Source organism: Streptomyces sp. NPDC051051, assembly GCF_040682975.1.
Classification (GTDB): Bacteria; Actinomycetota; Actinomycetes; order Streptomycetales; family Streptomycetaceae; genus Streptomyces.
Genome location: NZ_JBFBCB010000060.1, coordinates 18550 through 38831, shown reverse-complemented (window position 1 = coordinate 38831; position 20282 = coordinate 18550). Strand labels below are relative to the sequence as shown.

22 protein-coding genes are annotated in these 20282 nt (G+C 75.2%); 13 read left to right on the top strand and 9 right to left on the bottom strand.

What is annotated here, in order from left to right; genetic code table 11:
- The 4 genes from AB0N31_RS31760 to AB0N31_RS31745 form a co-directional block, all read left to right on the top strand.
- The coding region (locus tag AB0N31_RS31760; protein WP_366061936.1) for a GNAT family N-acetyltransferase at positions 1–629 on the top strand (629 nt) is incomplete at its 5' end.
- Positions 626–1723 (top strand): HAD-IIIC family phosphatase, encoded by a 1098-nt coding sequence (locus AB0N31_RS31755; RefSeq protein WP_366061935.1) that lies wholly within the window; start codon positions 626–628, stop codon positions 1721–1723. The genes AB0N31_RS31760 and AB0N31_RS31755, both read left to right, overlap by 4 nt.
- Entirely contained in the window at positions 1720–2010 is a 291-nt protein-coding gene (locus AB0N31_RS31750) for a phosphopantetheine-binding protein (RefSeq protein WP_366061934.1), read from the top strand. The genes AB0N31_RS31755 and AB0N31_RS31750 overlap by 4 nt, the downstream gene beginning before the upstream one ends.
- 136 nt (positions 2011–2146) lie before the next feature.
- Positions 2147–2473: a chaplin gene (locus AB0N31_RS31745; RefSeq protein ID WP_366061933.1), complete on the top strand. Its 327-nt coding sequence runs from the start codon at positions 2147–2149 to the stop codon at positions 2471–2473.
- Positions 2474–2664: 191 nt separating this feature from the next.
- Here the strand turns inward: AB0N31_RS31745 and AB0N31_RS31740 are convergent, their stop codons facing one another.
- From AB0N31_RS31740 to AB0N31_RS31710, 7 genes are all read right to left on the bottom strand, one after another.
- Positions 2665–3531, bottom strand: coding sequence for a tyrosinase family protein (locus AB0N31_RS31740; protein WP_366061932.1), 867 nt, complete (start codon positions 3529–3531; stop codon positions 2665–2667).
- Positions 3515–3988, bottom strand: coding sequence for a tyrosinase family oxidase copper chaperone (locus tag AB0N31_RS31735; protein WP_366061931.1), 474 nt, complete (start codon positions 3986–3988; stop codon positions 3515–3517). The genes AB0N31_RS31740 and AB0N31_RS31735 overlap by 17 nt, the downstream gene beginning before the upstream one ends.
- 153 nt (positions 3989–4141) lie before the next feature.
- Positions 4142–4654, bottom strand: a complete 513-nt coding sequence (locus AB0N31_RS31730; RefSeq protein ID WP_366061930.1) for a hypothetical protein — start codon at positions 4652–4654, stop codon at positions 4142–4144.
- 256 nt (positions 4655–4910) lie between these two features.
- Complete coding sequence (locus AB0N31_RS31725; protein WP_366061929.1) at positions 4911–5408, bottom strand: DUF5949 family protein; 498 nt, start codon at positions 5406–5408, stop codon at positions 4911–4913.
- 176 nt (positions 5409–5584) lie between these two features.
- Positions 5585–5866: a hypothetical protein gene (locus tag AB0N31_RS31720; RefSeq protein WP_366061928.1), complete on the bottom strand. Its 282-nt coding sequence runs from the start codon at positions 5864–5866 to the stop codon at positions 5585–5587.
- Positions 5867–6155: 289 nt separating this feature from the next.
- On the bottom strand, positions 6156–6395 hold the full coding sequence (locus tag AB0N31_RS31715; RefSeq protein WP_366061927.1) for a chaplin: 240 nt from the start codon (positions 6393–6395) through the stop codon (positions 6156–6158).
- A 59-nt stretch (positions 6396–6454) separates the two neighbouring features.
- Positions 6455–6640, bottom strand: coding sequence for a hypothetical protein (locus tag AB0N31_RS31710; RefSeq protein WP_366061926.1), 186 nt, complete (start codon positions 6638–6640; stop codon positions 6455–6457).
- A 491-nt stretch (positions 6641–7131) separates the two neighbouring features.
- On the opposite strand from AB0N31_RS31710, the gene AB0N31_RS31705 reads away from it, so the two are divergent.
- From AB0N31_RS31705 to AB0N31_RS31670, 8 genes are read left to right on the top strand one after another with little or no spacing between them, the layout of a single operon-like run.
- The gene (locus tag AB0N31_RS31705; RefSeq protein WP_366061925.1) at positions 7132–8322 is read left to right on the top strand and encodes a glycosyltransferase; all 1191 of its coding nucleotides are present in this window, start codon (positions 7132–7134) and stop codon (positions 8320–8322) included.
- On the top strand, positions 8319–9743 hold the full coding sequence (locus AB0N31_RS31700; RefSeq protein ID WP_366061924.1) for a sugar transferase: 1425 nt from the start codon (positions 8319–8321) through the stop codon (positions 9741–9743). The genes AB0N31_RS31705 and AB0N31_RS31700 overlap by 4 nt, the downstream gene beginning before the upstream one ends.
- A gap of 9 nt (positions 9744–9752) precedes the next feature.
- Positions 9753–11123, top strand: coding sequence for an O-antigen ligase family protein (locus AB0N31_RS31695; RefSeq protein ID WP_366061923.1), 1371 nt, complete (start codon positions 9753–9755; stop codon positions 11121–11123).
- Positions 11120–12856, top strand: a complete 1737-nt coding sequence (locus tag AB0N31_RS31690; RefSeq protein ID WP_366061922.1) for a lipid II flippase MurJ — start codon at positions 11120–11122, stop codon at positions 12854–12856. Before AB0N31_RS31695 ends, AB0N31_RS31690 begins: the two co-directional genes overlap by 4 nt.
- Positions 12840–13580: a polysaccharide deacetylase family protein gene (locus AB0N31_RS31685; RefSeq protein WP_366061921.1), complete on the top strand. Its 741-nt coding sequence runs from the start codon at positions 12840–12842 to the stop codon at positions 13578–13580. The genes AB0N31_RS31690 and AB0N31_RS31685 overlap by 17 nt, the downstream gene beginning before the upstream one ends.
- Complete coding sequence (locus tag AB0N31_RS31680) at positions 13577–14746, top strand: glycosyltransferase (protein WP_366061920.1); 1170 nt, start codon at positions 13577–13579, stop codon at positions 14744–14746. Before AB0N31_RS31685 ends, AB0N31_RS31680 begins: the two co-directional genes overlap by 4 nt.
- Entirely contained in the window at positions 14743–15399 is a 657-nt protein-coding gene (locus tag AB0N31_RS31675) for a lipopolysaccharide biosynthesis protein (protein WP_366061919.1), read from the top strand. The genes AB0N31_RS31680 and AB0N31_RS31675 overlap by 4 nt, the downstream gene beginning before the upstream one ends.
- Positions 15396–16559, top strand: a complete 1164-nt coding sequence (locus AB0N31_RS31670; protein ID WP_366061918.1) for a GNAT family N-acetyltransferase — start codon at positions 15396–15398, stop codon at positions 16557–16559. Before AB0N31_RS31675 ends, AB0N31_RS31670 begins: the two co-directional genes overlap by 4 nt.
- A 40-nt stretch (positions 16560–16599) precedes the next feature.
- Here the strand turns inward: AB0N31_RS31670 and AB0N31_RS31665 are convergent, their stop codons facing one another.
- Positions 16600–17943, bottom strand: a complete 1344-nt coding sequence (locus tag AB0N31_RS31665; protein WP_366061917.1) for a glycosyl hydrolase — start codon at positions 17941–17943, stop codon at positions 16600–16602.
- A gap of 159 nt (positions 17944–18102) precedes the next feature.
- Between AB0N31_RS31665 and AB0N31_RS31660 the strand changes: the two genes are divergently transcribed.
- Positions 18103–19341, top strand: a complete 1239-nt coding sequence (locus tag AB0N31_RS31660) for an ATP-grasp domain-containing protein (RefSeq protein WP_366061916.1) — start codon at positions 18103–18105, stop codon at positions 19339–19341.
- Between the two features lie 215 nt (positions 19342–19556).
- Here AB0N31_RS31660 and AB0N31_RS31655 read toward each other — a convergent pair.
- The coding region (locus AB0N31_RS31655) for an LPXTG cell wall anchor domain-containing protein (RefSeq protein ID WP_366061915.1) at positions 19557–20282 on the bottom strand (726 nt) is incomplete at its 5' end.

Below are 20282 nucleotides of genomic sequence, written 5' to 3'. Positions count from 1 at the left end.
CGCCCCCCCCCCCACCCGCCCCCCCCCCCCCCCCCGCCCCGCCCCCCCCCCCCGCCCCCCCCCCCCCCCCCGCCGCCGCTCCCGCCCCCTCCCACCCCCAGCAACCCGGCTGGCACCGTCCCGGCCCCGCGGTCCGCGCCGCCCTCGAGCAGCGGGCACGGCCCTGCCTCACCCGTCAGGCCGACGAGGGCGACCTGCCGGCCATCGGTGAGTTCGAGGCCGAGATCGCCCGCATCTCCTTCGGCGAGGACGCCGTGGACGACCCCGCCCGGCACGCCTCCCGCGTGGGCCGTTCCATGGAGAAGTCCAGGGAGGGCATGATCGTCGCCCACCGGCCGGGCGGGGAGGTGGTCGGCTGGTGCTGGGTGAGCGTCAACCAGAACCAGATGACCGGCGACCGCTACGCCAACTTCCGGTCCCTCGCGGTCGCGCCCCTGGACAACCGCGCCGACGTGGCCGAACTCCTCCTCACCGAGGGCCTGGAGTTCTGCCTGGCGAACGGCATCACGGAGGTCGTCGGCCGCGTCCACGTCGGCAACGTCCCGATGCGCACGGTCTACCGCAAGTTCGGCTTCGACCCCGCCACCCTGACGATGAAGCTGCGCCTTCCGGAGGAGGACCCCCGATGACCGGTGCGCCGGGGGTGCCCGACCCGACCGGTTACGACCCCGACCGGATCAAGTGCGTCGTCTGGGACCTGGACGGCACCCTGTGGGACGAGATCGCGGTGGAGACCCCCACCGACGAACTGCCCGTCCCCCGGGCCGAGATGCTGGCCGCGATCGACGCGCTGGCGGCCCGCGGCGTGCTCAGCAGCCTCGCGAGCCGCAGCGCGCCCGCCGTCCTCGACCGGATGGGCGCCGCGCCGGAAGTGAGGGAGCGTTTCCTGGCCCCGCAGGTGTCCTGGCAGGACAAGAGCGAGTCGCTGCGCCGGATCGCGAAGGATCTCGGGATCGCCGTGGAGGCACTGGTCCTGGTCGACGACTCCCCCTACGAGCGCGCGGAGGTGGAGGCGCTGCTGCCGGGCGTGCGCACCCTCGACCCCGGCGAAGTCCCCGCGCTGCTCGCTGCCTTCGAGGACCGCGAGGTCACCCCCGAGTCGCGGGAGCGGGTCCGCCGCTACCGCACCGAGGAGACCCGCCGGGCCGAGGGCGAGCGCTTCCGGGGCACCCGCGAGGAGTTCCTGCGCTGGTGCGACATGCGCCTCACGGTGGGCCCGGCCGTCGCGGACGAGGTCCCGCGGGCGCTGGAACTCGCCGCGCGCACCCACCGCCTGAACTCCTCCGGCCTGACCCCCGACCGGCTGCGCACGCTGGCCGCCGCGGACGGGCACGAGCTGTACACCGCCCGCATGTCCGACCGTTTCGGGGAGTACGGCATCATCGGCGCCGCCCTCGTCGACCGGACCGCCCCCGGCTCCTGGTCGGTGCCGCTGCTGGCGCTCTCCTGCCGGGTCGCCGGCCGGGGTGCCGCCGCGGCGTTCCTGTTCTGGCTGATGGAGCGGGCGCGGGAATCCGGTGCCGGGGAGTTCCGGGTGACGCTGCGGCCGACGGACGCCAACCTGGAGATGCGGATCCTGCTCCGCCAGGCGGGTCTGCGCCGTACCGAGGACGACGACGACCGCGACGACGGGGCGGTGCTGGCCCGCTCCCTGGAGGGCGGCGATCTGCCGAAACCTCCCGCCTGGCTGCATGTCTTCCCCCGAAAGGACGCCGACGCGTGACGGACGCCCACACCTCCTCCACGGACCGCGCGGCGGTGGAGCGGGAACTCCGCTCGATGATCGCGGAGGCCGCCCGCCTGGACGCCGCCCTGGTCGCCGGGCTCCCCGCCGACACCGACCTGTTCGGCCCGGAGATCGGCCTGACCTCACTGGCCGGGGTGGCGCTGCTGGGCGCGATCGACGCCCGGTTCGGCGTCGACGTCGCCGCGCTGGACCTCAGCCTGGACAGCCTCCAGTCCATCGCCACCCTGACGGACTTCGTGACCGCGCACCGGGGCGCCATCTGAGGCGCGCACTCCCGCGTGTGCGCGACAAGGGTGATCCGGCGGGTGCCGCCGTGACCTGCCCGGGGAGCCGGCGTTGAACGGGGAGTGCGGTGGCGCGATCTGCTGCCGTGCGAACCGAATCACTAAGGAGAACGTGATGTCTCGCATCGCGAAGGCAGCCGCTGTCGCCGTCGGCGCCGGCGCCATGATGGTCGGCGGAGCCGGCCTGGCCATGGCGGACGCGGGCGCGCAGGGCGCGGCCGTGGGCTCGCCGGGCGTCCTGTCCGGCAACCTTGTCCAGGCCCCGATCCACGTACCGGTCAACCTGTGCGGCAACACCGTCAACGCCGTCGGCCTGCTCAACCCGGCCCTCGGCAACACCTGCGCCAACGTCAGCGACCACGGCCAGGGTGAGCACGAGGGCGGCGACGACAAGGGCGGCGAGCACCACAGCGGTGGCGAAGCCGGTGGCTACGGCGGCTGACGTCGTCCCGCAGCACCCCCACGGGAGAGCCCCGGCACCTCGAGCGCCGGGGCTCTCCCCTTCCCCATGGTTCCTCGTGGTTCCTCGTGGCTCCTCGTGATGCCTCCGGAACACCGGCCCGCGCCGCCCGCTTCCCCGCTCTGCGGGCTTCCCGCGCCTCCCCCGACGTCAGCCTCGTCCGCGGGGCGGGCTCAGGCGTACCGGTAGATCCGTCCCGCGTCCTCCAGCTGGTCGGGGGTGACGTCCCACGGGGGCAGCGGCTGGTGCCGGGCGACGACCCGGTCGTGCTGGTCACTGCCCGCCAGCGGCGGCCGGGCGGGCAGATAGCGGTGTTCGCGGTGCCGTCGCTGCCAGCGGGTCCACAGCAGGTCGATGAAGGCGTGGTGCAGCCAGAACACCGGGTCGTTGACCGACGCCCCGCCGACCATGGCCCCGCCCACCCACCGGTGCACCCGGTTGTGGTTGAGCCAGGCGGTGCTGCCCCGGCCGGTCCCCCAGCCCTCCAGCTTGTTGCGGAAGCCGCGGGTGACCGTCGAGTCCCAGGGTGAGACGTCGTAGACCGGGTCCTTCAGCGCCCGCTCGACGTCGGCCTTCGTCGGCAGTTTGATCGGGTCGCGGGCCCGGCCGATGTCGCGGGTGAGGAACTCGACGTCGGTGACGCTCTCCCTGATCGTCCAGTTGCCCGTCGCGTAGGCGAACGGCCCCGTCGTCACCTGGCGGTCGGAGCGCCGCCCGTTGCCGCCGAGGAGGTCCGCGGTCCAGGGCACGGAGGTCGCCGTGCGGTCCCGCGTCCAGTCCCAGTACGGCACCGTCACCGAGGGATCGACGCGGCGCAGCGCGTTCTCCAGGTCCAGCAGGAACTGGCGGTGCCAGGGCAGGAAGGACGGCGCCATGTGGGCCGTCCGCAGGCCGCCCTCGCCGTCGGAGACGTAGTGGTCGATGTGCATGCGCACGAACTCGTCGTACTCGCCCCGGCGTTTCAGCTTCAGCAGGGCTCTGACGAAGCGTCGGCGCTCGTCGGCGGTGAGCGTGCTGACGTCCTTACGGATGTAGGCCATGGTGTCCCCCCAGGTGTGTGTGACGGCCGGTGGCGGCGGTGGCCCGCAGCATCTGTCCGGGGCCCAGTTCGTCGACGGCGGCGCGGGCCGCGTCCAGCGGACTGGCGTACGAGCGGTAGTGGTCGACCATGCTCAGCCAGGTGCCGTCGGCGCGGCGCATGAGATGCAGCGGGCGGCCGTCGACGGTGATCTCCCAGCGCCCGGCGTCGGCCCCGCCCGCCGACGGGACGAGCCGGCCGAGCAGGTGGCGCCCGAGGTAGGTCTCGTCGAAGGCGGCTTCCGCGGGCCCGGGGCCGTCCCGGCGGCGGGCGGGCCGCGAGGCGGCGACGAGCGGGGTGAGCGCGAGGGCCGCGGCTGCGGCGAACAGTCCGCGCAGCGCGTCCCTGCGTGTCGTGCGTCTCGGCGGCTGTGCCGGGGCCGTGGTCACGGCGGCGGTTCCGTCCACGCTGACGACCATGTGTGCTCCTCGTCCGGTTCCGTTGTCCACCAGCGGTAACCGTCCGGCGGCCCGCGGGGTCACCGTGCGGGCCGGGAAAGACGACAGGCCCGGACGGCGGGGCCCGGCCTGTGATCGGGTCTGCTGCTCAGGGGGGCCGGGCGGGCGGGCCGGTTACAGGCCCTGGCCGAGTCCGAGGTCGGCGCCCGGCACCGTCTGCAGGACCGGGGTGAGCACGCCGGCCTGCGGCAGTTGGAGGCCCGGCAGGCCGAACCGGTCGGGGTCGGGGGCGGTGAGCGGGGCGTCCAGGGCCAGGCCGGGGCCGAGGGCGCGCAGGTCGGAGGCGGGGGCGTCGACGCCCACGTGGTTGAACCCGTCGCCGAGGACCTCCGGCAGCGGCGCGCGCGTGTCCAGCCCGGGAAGCCCGGCGGAGACCGGCAGTTGCGGGATCACCCGCTCCGGGACGAGGCGGCCCTCGACGTACCGCGGGCCTTCGGGGGCGCCCGGCGACGGCAGCGGGACCTCGCCGCCGATCCGGGGCAGTTCCACGTGGAGGGACTTCTCCACGCCGTCCAGCGGAACGGGGACGGGGACCGTACCGACCGCGGCGGCGGGGGTCGCGGCGCCGGCCGCGGCCGCCACACAGGTGAGCACGGCGGCGAGGGTTCCTCGGGTGGTCGACTTCATCTCGGTACGGGCCCTTTCGGAGTTCTGGAGGGGGCGGTGGCCTGCGTACCGGGTAACGAGCAGGAAAACGGCATCAGTTCACGAATCACCCGGATGCCGCAGTAGTGCGACCGCGGGACGGTCGGACCGTCCGTCGATCCGGCGGCGGGCGTGCGGGCTGTTCCCCGGGGAGGGCCGGCGCGCCCGCCGCGACCGTGCGGACCGGCAGCCGTCGTACCGTCCGGGCGGCGGGCGCGGGGGCCGGCGGTCGGCGTCGTCAGGCGCGCAGGCTCCGGGCGGGCAGGATGATGTGCGCGGCCGCCTTCAAGGTCTCCTCGTCGCCCGCGAACGCGTTCAGCGCCTCGGGCGCGACCGTCGCACCGGGCACGTCACCGGGCCAGGGGCGGGTGGTGAAGAGGAAGTAGGCGAAGCCGCGCTCGGCCACCGCTTCGAGCCACTCCGGTCGCACCGTGCACTGGGTATTGAGCCATGGCATGGTCACGACGGCCTGGCCGGCCACGACCAGCATGCTGACGGGCAGGCTCGGCCTCTGGGTGCCGTCGGTGATGTCGCCGACCGGCAGGCCGCTGTGGTCCAGCAGCCGCTCGACAGCGGCCGTCGCGCCCTCGGGGCCGCCGGGACCGTTGCCGAGGGAACAGGCGAGGAGGTAGGGCATCGCACGGCCGTCCGCGGCCTCGCCGCTCCACGGCATCATGACGAGGGTCCCGAGGTCGGCGACGGGAAAGGGGCGGATCGTGCTGGAGGTTGAGGTCACCGCGCGACCCTAAGGCGTCCCCGGGGTCCGCCCCGACGGCTGTCACCCGGGCGGAGGACACGGGGCGAGTGCTCCACACGAACGGGGGACGGTGCGGGCGGCCCGTCTCGAACAGCGCGGACGGCCGGTCCCGTTCGTGCCGGGACCGGCCGTCGGCAAGGTCTGCGGGCGGTACGTCAGCCCCGCAGGGGCAGGCCGCCGAGGAGCGAACCGGGGGCGTTGAGCGCGGTGGTCGCGTCCTTGACCGTGCCGAGGGGGGAGTTCTCGTTCTCCGTGTCGAGCGCGTTCGACTGGTGCTTCAGCGGCATCACGTCGACGGGGCCCTTGGTGAGGGTGTTGACGGCGCCGTTGAGGCTGGTGGGGGTGAGGTCGGCGGTGTCGTTCGCGAATGCCGGTGCGGCGGCACCCGCGATCACCAGGGATCCGGCAACGACGGCGGCAGCCTTCAGGGATTTCATCGGGGACCTTTCTTCGGCGCCCCGGCGACTCGGGTCACCAGGGGGGATTCTGACGCCGTGCCTAACGAGGTGCGGCGACGGCGGAAACCCCGGACGCGGAGGAATTCCGCACCCGGCGCGGGCCCGCCCGAACGCCGGGGTGCCAAAAGGAGGAGCGGCCGTCAGGGGCGGGGAAGCCGAGGACGATGGGGGGCGCACAGGGCGGTGCCGGACGACGCGAACGGCCGCCCTTCTGGCGGAAGGGCGGCCGTGTGACGTCGCACGCCTCGCGACCTCGGTCGAGGTGACGTCAGTTGTTGACGCAGGCGTTGCCGAACGCCGGGTTCAGCAGGCCGGGCGCGTTGACGGTGTTGCCGCAGACGTTGACCGGGATGTGGACGGGCAGCTGGAGGACGTTGCCCGACAGCACGCCCGGGGAGTGCGCGGCGACCGCTTCGGCGCCACTGTCGGCGGCGGCGATGCCGGAGGCGCCGGCGACGGCCGCGGCGGCAACGGAGGTCAGGACCAGGCCCTTCGCGATACGCGACATGGAGAGGTGCTCCTTGGGGTTTTGACACATACACCCGGGCGGGGATGCCCGGCGGTGTGTCAACGCGTGACATCGCCCGGGGTTTTGCCTCCGAACGGGTGAAGCGACACCGCGTCGGCCTTCACCCCTTCGACACAGATGACCGACTTCTCCTTATTCGTCACGTTCCTGACTAGAGTGACGGCTCGCCCCCGCACGCCTGTCGCCAACCACACCGCACCTTCCTGAAAGGGCACGCCGGTCATGCGCCATCTCCTGGGTCCGCTGCCGCGCCGCGCGACGGTGGGAGCCATCGCCCTCGTCTCCCGCCGGGCCCCGGACGGTGCCCCGGCCGCTCCCGCCCAGATCCCCCGGGAGGCCGAGCGCCTCGCGGGCGGCCGCAACGGGGGCCGCGGCCGTTCGGGTGATTCGTTCATGTTCTCGACCGGCTCGCGGGGGTGTTCCGGCGCCGTCCGGCCCGGTCGATTCATCCGACGATGCGTTGAAATCCACGATCAGCGAGCCGGGGCGGCTCCGGCGGCGCGTGTCCCGGCGTACGCCCACACACCCGGCCAGGACTCCGATGTGTTCGATCTGCGAGCGGGTTTGCGGCGCGACGGTGACCAGCCGGCCTTCCGGCTCGTTCCCCAGCGGGACGCGGCGTGGACCGGCGGGCTCTTCGTCGCCGTCGGCACACGGAAGCAGTAGGCGCGTTCCCGCCCTTCCCGAGCGCCACCGTGAGCGAGGAAAACGCGCGATGCACCAGCCAGAACCCGACGTCGGACCGCGGGTCCTGCACCTCACCCAGCCCGTGGACGGCGGGGTCGCCCGCGTCGTGACGGACCTGGCGCGCGCCCAGCTCGCCGCCGGACTGCGCGTCGCCGTCGCCTGCCCGGCCGGTGCCCTCGCCGAGGACCTGCGGTCCCTGGGCGCGGACGTGCGGGGGTGGGGGGCGTCGCGGGCACCGGGACCCTCGCTGCCCGGTGAGGTGCGGCGGCTCGCACGGGTGCTCGACGCGGTGCGGCCCGACCTGGTGCACGCGCACAGCGCCAAGGCCGGGCTCGCCGGGCGGCTCGCCGTACGGGGGCGGATCCCGACCGTGTTCCAGCCGCACGCGTGGTCGTTCGAGGCGGTCGGCGGGGCCACCGCCGCGCTGGCGCTCGGGTGGGAGCGGTTCGGGGCGCGCTGGGCCGACCGGCTGGTGTGCGTGAGCGAGGCGGAGCGGGCGACCGGAGTGCGGGCCGGCATCGCCGGGCGGTGGGCGGTCGTCCCCAACGGCATCGATCCGCGGCGCTTCCACCCGGCCCCCGTCGACACCGTGCGCGCCGCGCTCCTGCCGGACACCGACCCGGCCGCCCCGCTCGTGGTGTGCGTGGGGCGGCTGTGCCGGCAGAAGGGGCAGGACGTGCTGCTGGACGCGTGGGACGCCGTCGCGGCCAAGGTGCCGGGGGCCCGGCTCGCGCTGGTCGGCGACGGTCCGGACCACGACGCGCTGCGCTCCCGCGCCCCGGAGTCGGTGCTGTTCGCGGGATCCGTCGCCGACGCGGTCCCCTGGTACCAGGCCGCCGACCTGGTGGTGCTGCCCTCGCGCTGGGAGGGCATGGCGCTGGCCCCGCTGGAGGCGCTGGCCTGCGGGCGGCCGGTGGTGGTGACCGATGTGGACGGTGCCCGCGAGAGCCTGCCGGCCGCGCTCGCGCCCCACTGTCTGGTCGCCCCGCGGGACGGCGCCGCGCTGGCCCGGGCGGTCACCGGTCTGCTGCTCGACCCGCCGCTGCGGGAGTCCCTCGGCCGTCAGGGGCGCCGTTACGTCCTGTCCACGCACGACGTGCGGCGCACGGTCGAACAGGTCGCGGACGTGTACCGCGACCTCCTCGGCCGGCGGCCGTCCACCGCCGGTCACCCCGCGCGGGTCGTGCCCACCGAGTGCAGGGAGTCCATCCACTCGTGACTGCGGAAAGCACCGTCCCCCCGCCCGGCATGCAGCCCGGGTTCGCCCACGTCTCGGTCATGCCGCGGCGCGAGAGCGCGGCGGGATTCCGGTTCCCGGCCCGGCGGCCCGCCACCCGGCCGCCCTCCCCGCTGCCCCTGTTGCTCGCCGACGGCCTCGCCGCGCTGGCGGGCGCCCTGGCCCTGGCCGGGGCACAACGCCGCCCGCTGTTCGTCGCCGCGCTGGTGGCGGCGACGATGCTGCTGCGCCCCCACCGCTCCCGGCCGGTGACCGGGATCCTGGACGAACTGCCCGCCGTGTGCGGGCGGATCGCGGTGGCCTGGCTCACGCTGGGGGCGCTCGTGGCGGCGTACGCCCCGGCGCACGCGCTGTCCGCGCGGACACTGGCCCTCGGGTTCGCCGCGCAGGCCCTGGCCGGCTGCACCGGTCGGGCCGTCGTCCATCTGCGGCGCCGCCGGGCGCTGCTGCACCGCCCGCGCGCCGCCCTGGTCGTCGGCCCGGTGGCCACCGCGCAGCGGGTGGCCGCCGCCGTGCTGCGCCACCCCCGCTACGGGGTACGGCCGGTCGGCATCGTCGCCGAACACCCCGGCCGTCCCGACGGGGCCGACGGCCTCCCGGTGCTGACCACCGGTCAGGAGGTGCAGCGGGCCCTCATCCAGAACGGCGTCCGCGAGGTGCTGTGCGTGCACCCCTCGGTGCGCACCGCGCAGGGTCCCCTGCTGCGGGCGCTCGCCGAGTCGGGCTGCACCGTCTGGGAGGTCGACGCCGACACCCCGTCGTACACGACCCGCGAACAGCTCGCCGGGTTCCCCTGCCGGCGGCTGGCCATGGGCAGCGGGCGCGGCGGCGGCCTCGGCAAGCGACTGCTGGACATCGCGGTGTCGGGGACGCTGCTGGTGCTGGTCAGCCCGCTGCTGCTGGTGTTCGCGGCGGTGCTGCGGCTGACCAGCGGGCCGGGCGTGGTGTTCCGGCAGGAACGCATCGGCCGGGACGGCCGCCCGTTCACCCTGCTGAAGTTCCGCACCCACCGTCCGGTGGACGAGCACGAGTCGGCGACCAGGTGGAGCGTGGCGGGAGAGGTGCGGATGAGCCCGTTCTGCCGCTTCCTGCGCGAGACCTCGCTGGACGAACTGCTCCAGCTGTGGAACGTGCTGCGGGGCGACATGAGCCTGGTCGGCCCGCGCCCCGAACGCCCCTACTTCGTATCCCAGTTCAGCCAGACCTACCCCGGTTACGCGGCCCGGCACCGGATGCGGACCGGCATCACCGGCCTCGCCCAGGTCCACGGGCTGCGCGGTGACACCTCCATCGAGGACCGGGCCCGGTTCGACAACGCCTACATCGACAACTGGTCGCTGTGGCAGGACGTCTGCATCCTGCTGCGCACCGCGGCCGCCCTCGTGCGACCGACCGGGAGCTGAAACCGTCCGATGACCCTCGCCCCGCCCCCGCCCCGTGCCCGGACGCTGTCGCCGGTGCTGCCCGTCGTCGCCGTGGTGGCCCTGCTCGCGCTGCCGGTCTCCCCCGGCGGCGAGGGCGGCGCGGGACCGGCCGACGCGTTCTCCGCGCTCGTCGTGCTGTTCTGCGCGGTCCGGCTGCTGCGGCAGCGGCGGCGCCCGCTGTCCCGTACGGCGGCCGTGGTGCTGGGGCTGCCGGTGGCCGGGCTCGCGCTCGCCGCGATGGGGGCGTCCTCGCCGGGCGCGGGGATCGGGGGCCTCGGCCGCTATCTCCAGGTGTTCGTCCTGGTCCCGGCGGCGGTGCTGCTGCTGATCCGCGACCGGTCCGACTTCCGGCTGCTGGCCTGGTCGTTCGTGGCTCTCGCGGGCTGGCAGGGCGCGGTCGGCGTGCACCAGTACGTCACCGGGACGGGCGCCTCCTACCAGGGCGAGGAGATCCGGGCGGTCGGCACCTTCGGGGCGCAGGACGTGATGGGCATGGCGACGGTCGTGTCCTTCGGGCTGGTCTGCGCGGTCGGCCTCGCCCTGGGCCGGTCCTCGGTGCGGCAGCGGGCCGTCGCCATCGCCTGCGCCCTCGGACTGCTGCCGCCGCTCGCGCTGTCCTTCAGCCGGGGCGCGTGGATCGCGACGGCGGTGACCTGCTCGGCGCAGCTGGTGCTGGCCGGGCCGCGGCGGGCACTGAAGGCCGGCGCGGTGGCGGTGGCGGCGGGCGTGGTCCTGGTCGGCGGCCTCGGCGTCGGTACGGCGATGCTCCAGGATCGCATCAGCAGCATCACGCAGGTCGCGGACGCCCCCGACCAGTCGGTCACCGACCGGTACACGATGTGGGCGGCGGCCGCCGACATGTGGCGCGAACACCCGCTGACCGGGGTCGGGTTGAAGGGTTTCCCCGAGCACCGGGACGCGCACGCCTCGCTGGCGCTGTCCGCCGGCAGCGACACCGAGGGCGCCGGCGCCGGCTTCCGCAAGCAGCCGCTGCTGTCCCCGCACAACATGTACCTGCTGGTCCTGGGCGAACAGGGCCTGATCGGGCTGCTCGCGCTGGCGGGCAGTTGGCTGGCCCTGCTGGTGTGCGCGCTGCGGGGGCTGGTCCGGACCCGTCGCGCGGGCGGCCTCGACTGCGCCCTCGTCGCCTGCGGCCTGCTCGTCTGGCAGCTCACCGACTTCCTGTACGCCGACATCGGCGGGCCCTCGACGGTGCTGACGGCGGTGGTGCTGGGGCTCGCGGCCTGGTGGGCGCTGGCCGGGGGCGGGCAGACCCGCGGGGCCGAAGGGCGGACCGGGCACGAGGGGCGCGCGGAGACGCTCGGGAGCGGTGGGCTCGAGGAGGCGCTCGGGCGATGACGGTGACGCCTTCCCGGTCCCCGCGGGCGGACGGCGACGCGGCCGGCGGCACGGCCGTACCGTCGGCGCAGCCCGCCGCGCGGCCCGGGGAGGCGGCCGGAAAGTCGACACTGGAGTCACGGGAATCGCGGGCGTCCGGCGGGTTCCTGGCCCGTGCCGCCCTGGTCACCGCCGTCCTGTCGGTGGCCGGGTCGCTGCTCGGGCTGGTCCGCGACCAGGCACTGGCCCGGCTGTTCGGGGCGGGCCGGGACACGGACGCCTTCCTCGTCGCGTGGACGGTGCCGGAGTTCGCGGCCACGCTGCTCATCGAGGACGGGCTGGCGTTCGCGCTGATCCCGGCGTTCAGCCTGGCCCTGGCCCGGCGCGCCCAGGGCGGCGGCGACCCGGTCCGCGCCCTGGTCGCCGGGACGCTCCCGCGGCTGTCGCTGGCGTTCGTGGCGGTCGGCGTCCTCGTGGCGGCGCTCGCCCCGCAGTTGGTCGGGGTCCTCGCGCCCGGCCTGCCCGACCCCGGGCTCGCCGTCGGCTGCACCCGGCTCACCGCGACCTGCGTGGTGAGCTTCGGGTTCGCCGGGTACTGCAGCGCGGCCCTGCGCGCGCACCGGCGGTTCGTGGCGCCGGCGGCGATCTACGTGGCGTACAACACCGGGATCGTCACGGGGATGTTCGTGCTCGGCGAACGCTGGGGGGTGCGGTCGGCGGCGGTCGGGGTCGCGGTCGGCGGCTTTCTGATGGTGGCCGTGCAACTGCCCTCACTGTGGAAGCAGTTGCGCAGGCGCGGGGCGCGGCCGGTGGGCGACGTCGCCGAGGAGCCGCGGCCGCTGGGCGGGGCCGTGGTGGCGACCGTGCTGCTGTTCGCGCTGTGCCGGCAGTCGCAGGTCCTGGTCGAGCGGTTCCTCGCCTCGCAGCTGCCGTCGGGGGCGATCTCGCATCTGAACTACGCGCAGAAGGTCGCGCAGATGCCCATGATCCTGTCGCTGATGGTGTGCACGGTCACCTTCCCGGTGGTCGCGCGGGCACTGGCCGAGGGTGACACCGAGCGGGCCCGCGACCGGGTGCAGCAGGACCTGGCGCTGGCCGCGTGCGTGGTGCTGCTCGGCACGGCGGGGGTCGTCGCCTGCGCGCCGCAGATGATCGAACTGTTCTTCCAGCGGGGCGCGTTCACCGCGGGGGACACGGCGGCGACGGCGGGCGTGATGCGGGTGTACGCGCTCGGGCTGCTCGGCCAGACGCTGGTCGGGGTGCTGGCCCGCTCCTACTTCTCGACGGGCCGCGCCTCCTGGTACCCGGCCGGCGCGATGGCCGTCGGGATCTTCACGACCTCCGGGCTGGGCGCGCTGTGCGTGGCGCCCTGGGGGGTGTACGGGATCGCCGCCGCCAACGCGGCCGGCATCACCGTCACCGCCCTGGTGCTGCTGGCCGGCACCGCGGGCGGACCGGCCGGCTCACGCCCGCGGCGGGGCGCGCACCGCGTGCCGCGCAGCGTCCCGCTCCACGTCCCGGGCGTCGTCAACGAGTTGAGCCGGCCGGTACTGGCCGCTCTGGTCGCGGCCCCCGCCGGCGCCTTCGCCGGGGGCCGCTTCGGCGACCCCACGGCGGGGCTGGCCGCCGGGTCGCTCACCGTGACCGCCGTCTTCGTCCTGCTGGGCTGGGCGCTGGGCGCCCAGGGCATCGCCTCCGCACTCCGATCCGTTCGTTCCGCGACCCGAAGGCTCCCGCATGTCCGTTCCCGTTGACACCGCAACCGGCCCCGTCCCCTGGGTGGCGATGTACCACTCCGTGGGCGACTGTTCCGACGACCCGTACCGCATCACGGTCACGCCCGAGCGGCTGGACCGGCAACTGACCCTGCTGGCGCGATGGGGCCTGCGGGGTGTCTCGCTGGCCGAGCTGCTCGCCGCCCGCGCGCGGGGCGAGGGCCGCGACCTGGCCGGCCTGACCTTCGACGACGGCTACGCCGACTTCCTCACCGGCGCCCTGCCCGTGCTGCGCCGGCACGGCTGCACCGCGACCCTCTTCGTGCTGCCCGGCCGGCTCGGCGGCGACAACGCCTGGGACCCGCTCGGCCCGCGCAGACCGCTGCTGACCGCCGACGGCATCCGCGAGGCCGCCGCCGAGGGCGTCGAGATCGGCTCGCACGGCCTGACCCACGTCGACCTCACCCGCGCGGACGACCGCACCCTGGCGGCCGAGACCGCCGGCAGCCGCGCCGCGCTCGCCGAACTGCTCGGCACCGGGATCGCGGGGTTCTGCTACCCGTACGGGACGGTCGACCGGCGCGCCGTGGACGCCGTACGGGACGCCGGATACGCGTACGCCTGCGCGATCGACCCCGGCCCGCTGACCGGCCCGCACGCCCTGCCGCGCGTCCACGTCGGGCAGAACGACACCGCCGCCCGGCTGTTCCTCAAGCACCGGCTGCACCGGCTGCGCCGCCGTCCCGTGGCAGGCCTGCGATGAGGGCGCTGCACGTCATCACGGGGCTCGGGATCGGCGGCGCCGAGCAGCAACTGCGGCTGCTGCTGCGCCACCTGCCCGCCGACTGCGACGTCGTGACGCTGACCAACCCGGGGCCGGTGGCCGACGGGCTGACCGCGGATGGGGTGCGCGTCGTCCACCTCGGCATGGCCGGCAACCGCGACCTGGCCGCCCTGCCCCGCCTGGTCCGGATCGTCCGCTCCGGCCGCTACGACCTCGTCCACACCCATCTCTACCGCGCCTGCCTCTACGGCCGCCTCGCCGCCCGGCTCGCCGGGGTGCGCGCCGTCGTCGCCACCGAACACTCCCTGGGCGACTCCCAGATGGAGGGCCGCCCGCTCACCCCGGGCGTCCGCGCCCTGTACCTGGCCGGCGAGCGGCTGGGCCGCACCACGGTCGCCGTCTCCCCCACGGTCGCCGAACGCCTGCGGCGCTGGGGTGTCCCGGCCGACCGGATCGAGGTCGTCCCCAACGGCATCGATCTGGCCCGGTTCCGCTTCGACCCGGTCCGGCGCCACCGCACCCGCCGCCGCCTGGGCCTGCCCGACCACGCCCGGGTCATCGGCGGCATCGGGCGCCTGCACCCGGGCAAACGCTTCGACGTCCTGGTCACCGCCCTCGCCGCGCTCCCGGCCGACCACTACCTGCTGCTGGTCGGCGGCGGCCCCGAGGAGAGCGCGCTGCGCCGCACCGCGCACGAGGCCGGCGTCGCCGACCGGGTCCTGTTCACCGGCGAACGGCCCTGCGTCCCGGACGGCGGCCCCGGCCCCGACCTGCCCTCCCTCGCCTGCGCGATGGACGTGCTCGTCTCCCCCTCGCCGGAGGAGGCGTTCGGCCTGGCCGTCGTCGAGGCCCTCGCCTCGGGACTGCCGGTGCTGTACGCGTCCTGCCCGGCGATCGAGGACCTCCCCGCGCACACCGCGCCCGCCGCCCGGCGCGTCACCGGCGGCCCCGAGGCCTTCGTGCGGGCACTCGCCGAGACCCGGGCCGCCGCCCCCGGCCCGCGCACCGCGCCCGAGGCCGCCCGCCACTACGACATCACCCGCAGCGCCGCCCGGCTCATGGACGTGTACACGGCCGCGGCGGCCCGCCGGCCCCTGCCGTCCCCCTCGTCCGCCCCGTCACCTCAGGGAGTGCCTTCCTCATGACCGACAACCCCACCCGCCCGCACCGCCGAGCCGGCGCCCTGGGCCGCGCCAGGACGCTCCCGCCGTGGTCGCTGCTCGCCGTCGGCGCCCTCACCGGCGGCCTCCTCGGCGGCGCCTACGGGGCCCTGAAGCCGCCCGTGTACAGCGCCACGGCGTACGTGGTCGCCGTCCCCACCGAGAAGTCCGACCCGGCGTCCGCCCTCGGCTTCGCGCAGGCCTACGGCCGGGTCGCCACCCAGCTCGCGGTGCTCGGGGACGCGCAGGTGTGGGCGGGCGTACCGGTACGGACGCTGCAGGGCGCGGTGCGCACGGCGACCTCGCCCGACGCGCCGATGGTGTCGATCACCGCGACCTCCTCGCGCGCCGACCTGGCCGCCGACATGGCCAACGCGGTGTCGCGCGCGCTGACCCGGCACGCCGCCGGGGCGAAGGCCACCACCAACGTCGAACTCGAGCCGTTCGCCCGCGCGGTCGAGCCCGCCGAGCCGTCCTCGGCGTCCCCCGCGCTGACCGGGCTGGTCGGCGCGAGCGCGGGCGGCCTGCTGGGCGGGCTGTTCCTGCTGGTGCGGCCGAGGAGGAGCAGGCCGGAGCCCGGGAGACCGGCCGCCGTGCCGAGCCCGGCACTCGCCGCCGACGCCCACGGAACGCTGTGAAGCCGGCGTACCCCACCGAAGTCGTCACCGAAGTCGTCACCGACGAGCAGGACTTCGCCGCCCTGGCCCCCGCCTGGGCGCGCCTGTACCGGCGGTGCGCGACGGCCACCCCGTTCCAGAGCCACCCCTGGCTGCACTCGTGGTGGCTGTCCTACGGCGGACGGGGCCGGCTGCGGCTGCTCGTGGTGCGCTCCGGCGACGACCTCCTCGCCGTCGCCCCGCTGATGGCCGTACGCCGCCCGCTGCCCGCGCTGGTGCCGCTCGGCGGGGCGATCTCCGACTACGGGGACGTCCTGGTCGACGACGAGCGGGGCGAGACGGCCGTCGCCGCGCTCACCGAGGCGCTCGCCGCGGCCGCCCGCACCGCGCTGATCGACTTCCGCGAGGTCCGGCCGGGCGGCGCGGTCGAGCAGGTCTACGAGCGCTGGAGCGGGCCGCGGCGTCGGGTCAGCGACTCGGTGTGCCTGGAGCTGCCCGCCGTACCGATGGACGAGCTGGTGGCGCGGCTGCCGTCGGCGAAGGCGCAGCGGGTGCGCGCCAAGCTGCGCCGGCTGACCGCGCTCGGCGTGCGGCGCGAGGTGGTCCGCCCGGACGAGGTGGACCCGGCGCTGCGGCGGCTGCTGGAGCTGCACCGGTTGCAGTGGCAGGGCCGCAAGGTGACCGGCGAGCACCTGCGCGACCGGTTCTGCGAACACCTGGTGCGCTCGGTGGGCCCGATGGTGCGCTCCGGGGACGCGGTGGTCACCGAGTTCCGCCTCGACGACGACGTGGTGGCCGTCGACCTCACCCTGCTCTCGCGCCGCCTGGCCGGCGGCTACCTCTACGGCGCCCACCCGCGGCTGCGCGAACACAAGGCGGACGTGGCGGTGATGCTGCTCGACGCCTGCGCGGAGCACACCCGGCACGAGGCGTGCGGCACCCTGAGCCTGCTGCGCGGCAACGAGCCGTACAAGCACCACTGGCGGCCGGAACCGGTCGTCAACCAGCGGCTGCTGCTGGCCCGCCGGCGCACCGCCCCGCTGCTGTCGGCGGCGGTGTGGGACGCGGCCGCGCGACGGCGGGGCAAGGAGCTGGTGCGCCGCTGGGAGGAACGGCGGGAACATCCGGACCGGGGCGACGAGCGGGACCGGCGGGAACGTGCCGCCGGCGGCCGGTCCTGACGTGGACCTGCCGCCGGCGGGGGCGCTCCGCGGGGACGGCTCAGGAGCCGCGCAGCCACCAGTTCGGGCGCACGCACAGCTTGCCGCCCATCCAGTACTCGGCCCAGTCGCCGAGGTCCAGCGGCGAGCAGTCCACCGTGGGCTGCGGGGCCGGCTCGGTCGTGGGCTCGGTCGAGGGCGGGGTCGAGGGCGGGGAAGTCGCCGGTTCGCCGGTGCGGCCGGAGAGCACCGCGCGGTAGACCTCCGACGCCTCGGGGTTCTTCGAGCACTGCCACACACCGTGCGGGCAGTAGTCGGTCACCGTGTTGTACAGCGGTTTGTGCTCGTCCATCCAGGCGAGCATGCGCCGCATGTACTCGGGGTTGTCACCGTTGCGGAAGAGACCCCATTCCGGATAGGAGATGGGCTTGCCGTGGCTCCTGGCGAAGTCCACGTGTGCCTGGAGTCCGTAGGGCTCCGTCACCTGCTCGTCGAAGGAGAGCCCGCTCGGCTGGTCGTAGGAATCCATTCCGATGATGTCGACGGTGTCGTCCCCCGGATAGCACTCGGTCCAGGGAACGGCGTCCCGGCCACGGCTCGGCGTGAAGTCGAACCTGAAACTCTGGCCCGGCACGGCCCGCATGGTGGTGACGATCCGCTTCCAGTACGTCTTCCAGGCCTGCGGGTCCGGCCCGCAGCGGTGGGTGTACGTGATGCCGTTCATCTCCCAGCCGAGCACGATCACCGTGTCCGGCACGTTCGCCTTCACCAGCCGCTCGGCCAGAGCGCGGAAGTGGTGGTCGAACCGGCCCGCCGCGCCCTGCCGCAGCAGCCGGCGCACCTCGGCGTCGGGGAGGCCCTCCTCGTTGCGCTCCAGCATGGGGACGTTGAGGACGAGCATCCGGTCGTCCTTCGCGGCCCGCCAGTGGGCCCACGCGTCGAGGAAGCCGGGCCGGCCCTCGATGTTGCTCCACCGGTCGCCCGGCAGGTAGGTGTGGCCGACGCGCAGTTCGGCGCCCCCCAGCCAGCCGCTGAGCCGGGCCATCCGGGCCACGCCCAGCGGACCGTAGTCGAGGTAGGCGCCGAAGGCGGGGCCGGACCTCGCGGCCGGCGCCGGCGCCGGAGTGCCGGTCGCGGCCGGAGTCCGGGACGGGGTCGGCGTCACGCTCGGGCTCGCGGTGGGTGCCGGGGTGCCCGCGGGGGACGTGGCCGGTGCCGGTCCGGCGGGGGTCTCCGGTCCGGCGGCGACGGGGACGCTCGGCGTGGGAGCGGGAGGACCGGCGACCCGCGCCACCCCCACGCCCGCGGCGAATCCGGGACCGGACGCCAGTGCCGCCGCCACCGCGACCGCCGCCGCGACGACGGCCGGCCGCCGGGACCGGGCGCGTCGCTGCTGTGGGGTCATGCCTGCTCCTTTCACCGCTCTCGTGCTGTCACCGATGCGCAAGCGCATGACTGACACGCAGTCATATGAAAGTCACAGGAAAAGGAACCACGCCACCGGCGTTACGGCTTTCGAGTGTCCCGATGGCCCGCACCGGTGAAACAACCGAAGGAAGAAGACGTGTCGCAGCTCGACACCCGCGTCCCCGCCGTACTCCTGCGCATCGACCGAAACCCCTTCCACCACGGAACTCTGGGTGCCGTGCGCTCGCTCGGCAGGGCCGGGATCGACGTCCACCTGGTCGCCGAGGTGACCCGAAGTCCCGTCCGCAGATCCCGGTTCGCCGGTCGGCTGCATCCCCCGCCACCGCCCGGCGCCACCCCCGCCGACATCGCGGGCGTGCTGCTACGGGTCGCCGCACGCATCGAGCGGCCGGCCGTCCTGATCCCGATGGACGACGCGGGCGCCGTCGCGGTGAGCCGCCTGCGCACGGAACTGGCCTCCGCCTACCTGCTGCCGCAGCAGCCCGCCGCGCTGCCCGAACGCATCGCCGACAAGGCCGAACTGGCCGCGCTGTGCGCGGCGGCGGACGTCCCGCACCCGGTCACCGTCGTCCCGGACAGCGCGTCGCAGGCCGCGTCCGCCGCCTGGCGGCTCGGCCTGCCGGTGATGGCGAAGTGGAGCCGGCCCTGGCTGCTGCCGGCCGGGTCCGGGCTGCGCAGCACGGTCGTGGTGCGCTCCCCGCAGGAGGCCCGCGAGTTGTACGTGCGCAGCGAGGAGGCCGGCAGCCGGCTGCTGCTCCAGGAGTTCCTTCCGCCGGGCACCGACCGCGACTGGTTCTTCCACGGGTACGCCGACCGTGCGGGCACGCTGCGCGGCGGCGGCCCCGGCCGCAAGCTGTGCGCCTGGCCGCGCGGCGCGGGCCTGACGGCGGTCGGTGAATGGGTCCCGAACCCGGAGCTGCGGGCCCTCGCCGAACGCCTCACCGCGCAGCTCGGCTACCGCGGCATCCTCGACCTCGACTTCCGCCGCTGCGACACCACCGGCCGCTACCACCTGCTCGACTTCAACCCACGCCCCGGCGCGCAGTTCCGCCTCTTCACCGACACCGCGGGCCTCGACGTCGTGCGCGCCCAGCACCTCGACCTGACCCACCGTCCGCTGCCGGACGGCCGGGCGCTCCCCGGGCGGACCTTCGTCGTGGAGAACTACGCGCCGCTGACCGCCCTGCGCCGGACCGCCCCCGACAGCCGCGAACTCGCCTGGCACGCCGGGGACGACACCGCTCCCGGCCGGGCCATGTGGAACCTGTGGACCGCCCACGTGACCCGCCGTCTGCTGCGCCGGTTCGGCGCGGCGGGCGCGGCCGGCGTCCGGCCCCGCGTGGTCCGCCAGGGCCCGCCGCCCCGCCGTCCCTGACCGGCCTCCCCGAGGTACCGCACCCACCGCACGCGTCGGCCGTTCCGGCCGACGACGAGAGAGCGAGCAGCCCCTGATCTACGACCCGGCGGTGGTGGGGCCGGCCCGTACGGCCTGTCGGTGGCTTCCCATGCCGCGGTCGCCGGGCTCGTCCTGTGGGCCCGGAGACCGGCACGGGCGCCGGGCGCGTGCGAGGCGTCCGGCGCCCGTCGCCGTCAGCGACGGGAGGCGGCGCGGCCTCGTCGGTACAGCAGGGCGCCCGCGGTGATCAGCACGGCGCTGACCCCCGAGGCGGCGAGCAGAGCCCCGCTACCGGTCTGTGGCAGCTCCGGCCGGTTCCCGCCGGGCGGCGGGGCCGGGTGCTCACCGGGAGGCGGAGGCGGGGTGGAGTGATCACCGGGCGGGGGCGGGGTGTGCTCACCGGGAGGCGGAGTCGTGTGCCCACCGGGAGGCGGCGACGTGTGATCTCCCGGAGGCGGGGACGTGTGCCCACCGGGGGGCGGGGTCGTCTCGCCACCGCAGGTGTCGCCGTAGCCCCCGCAGTCCTCCTCGGGGCCGTCGCCGTAGCCGGGCTCCTCGTCGCCGGGCTGGGAGTGGCCGTAGCCTGACTCCTCGTCGCCGGACTGATAGTCGCCGTAACCCGGCTTGTCCTCGCCAGGCTCGGAGCCGCCATAGCCAGGCTTGTCCTTGCTGGGCTGGGAACCGCCGTAGCCAGGCTCCTCACCGCCGGACTCGGAGCCGCCATAACCCGGCTTGTCCTCGCCGGATTCAGAGCCACCGTAGCCAGACTCCTCACCACCGGACTCGGAACCGCCATAACCCGGCTCCTCACCACCGGACTCAGAGCCGCCATAACCCGGCTTGTCCTCGCCGGATTCAGAGCCACCGTAGCCAGACTCCTCACCACCGGACTCGGAACCGCCATAACCCGGCTCCTCACC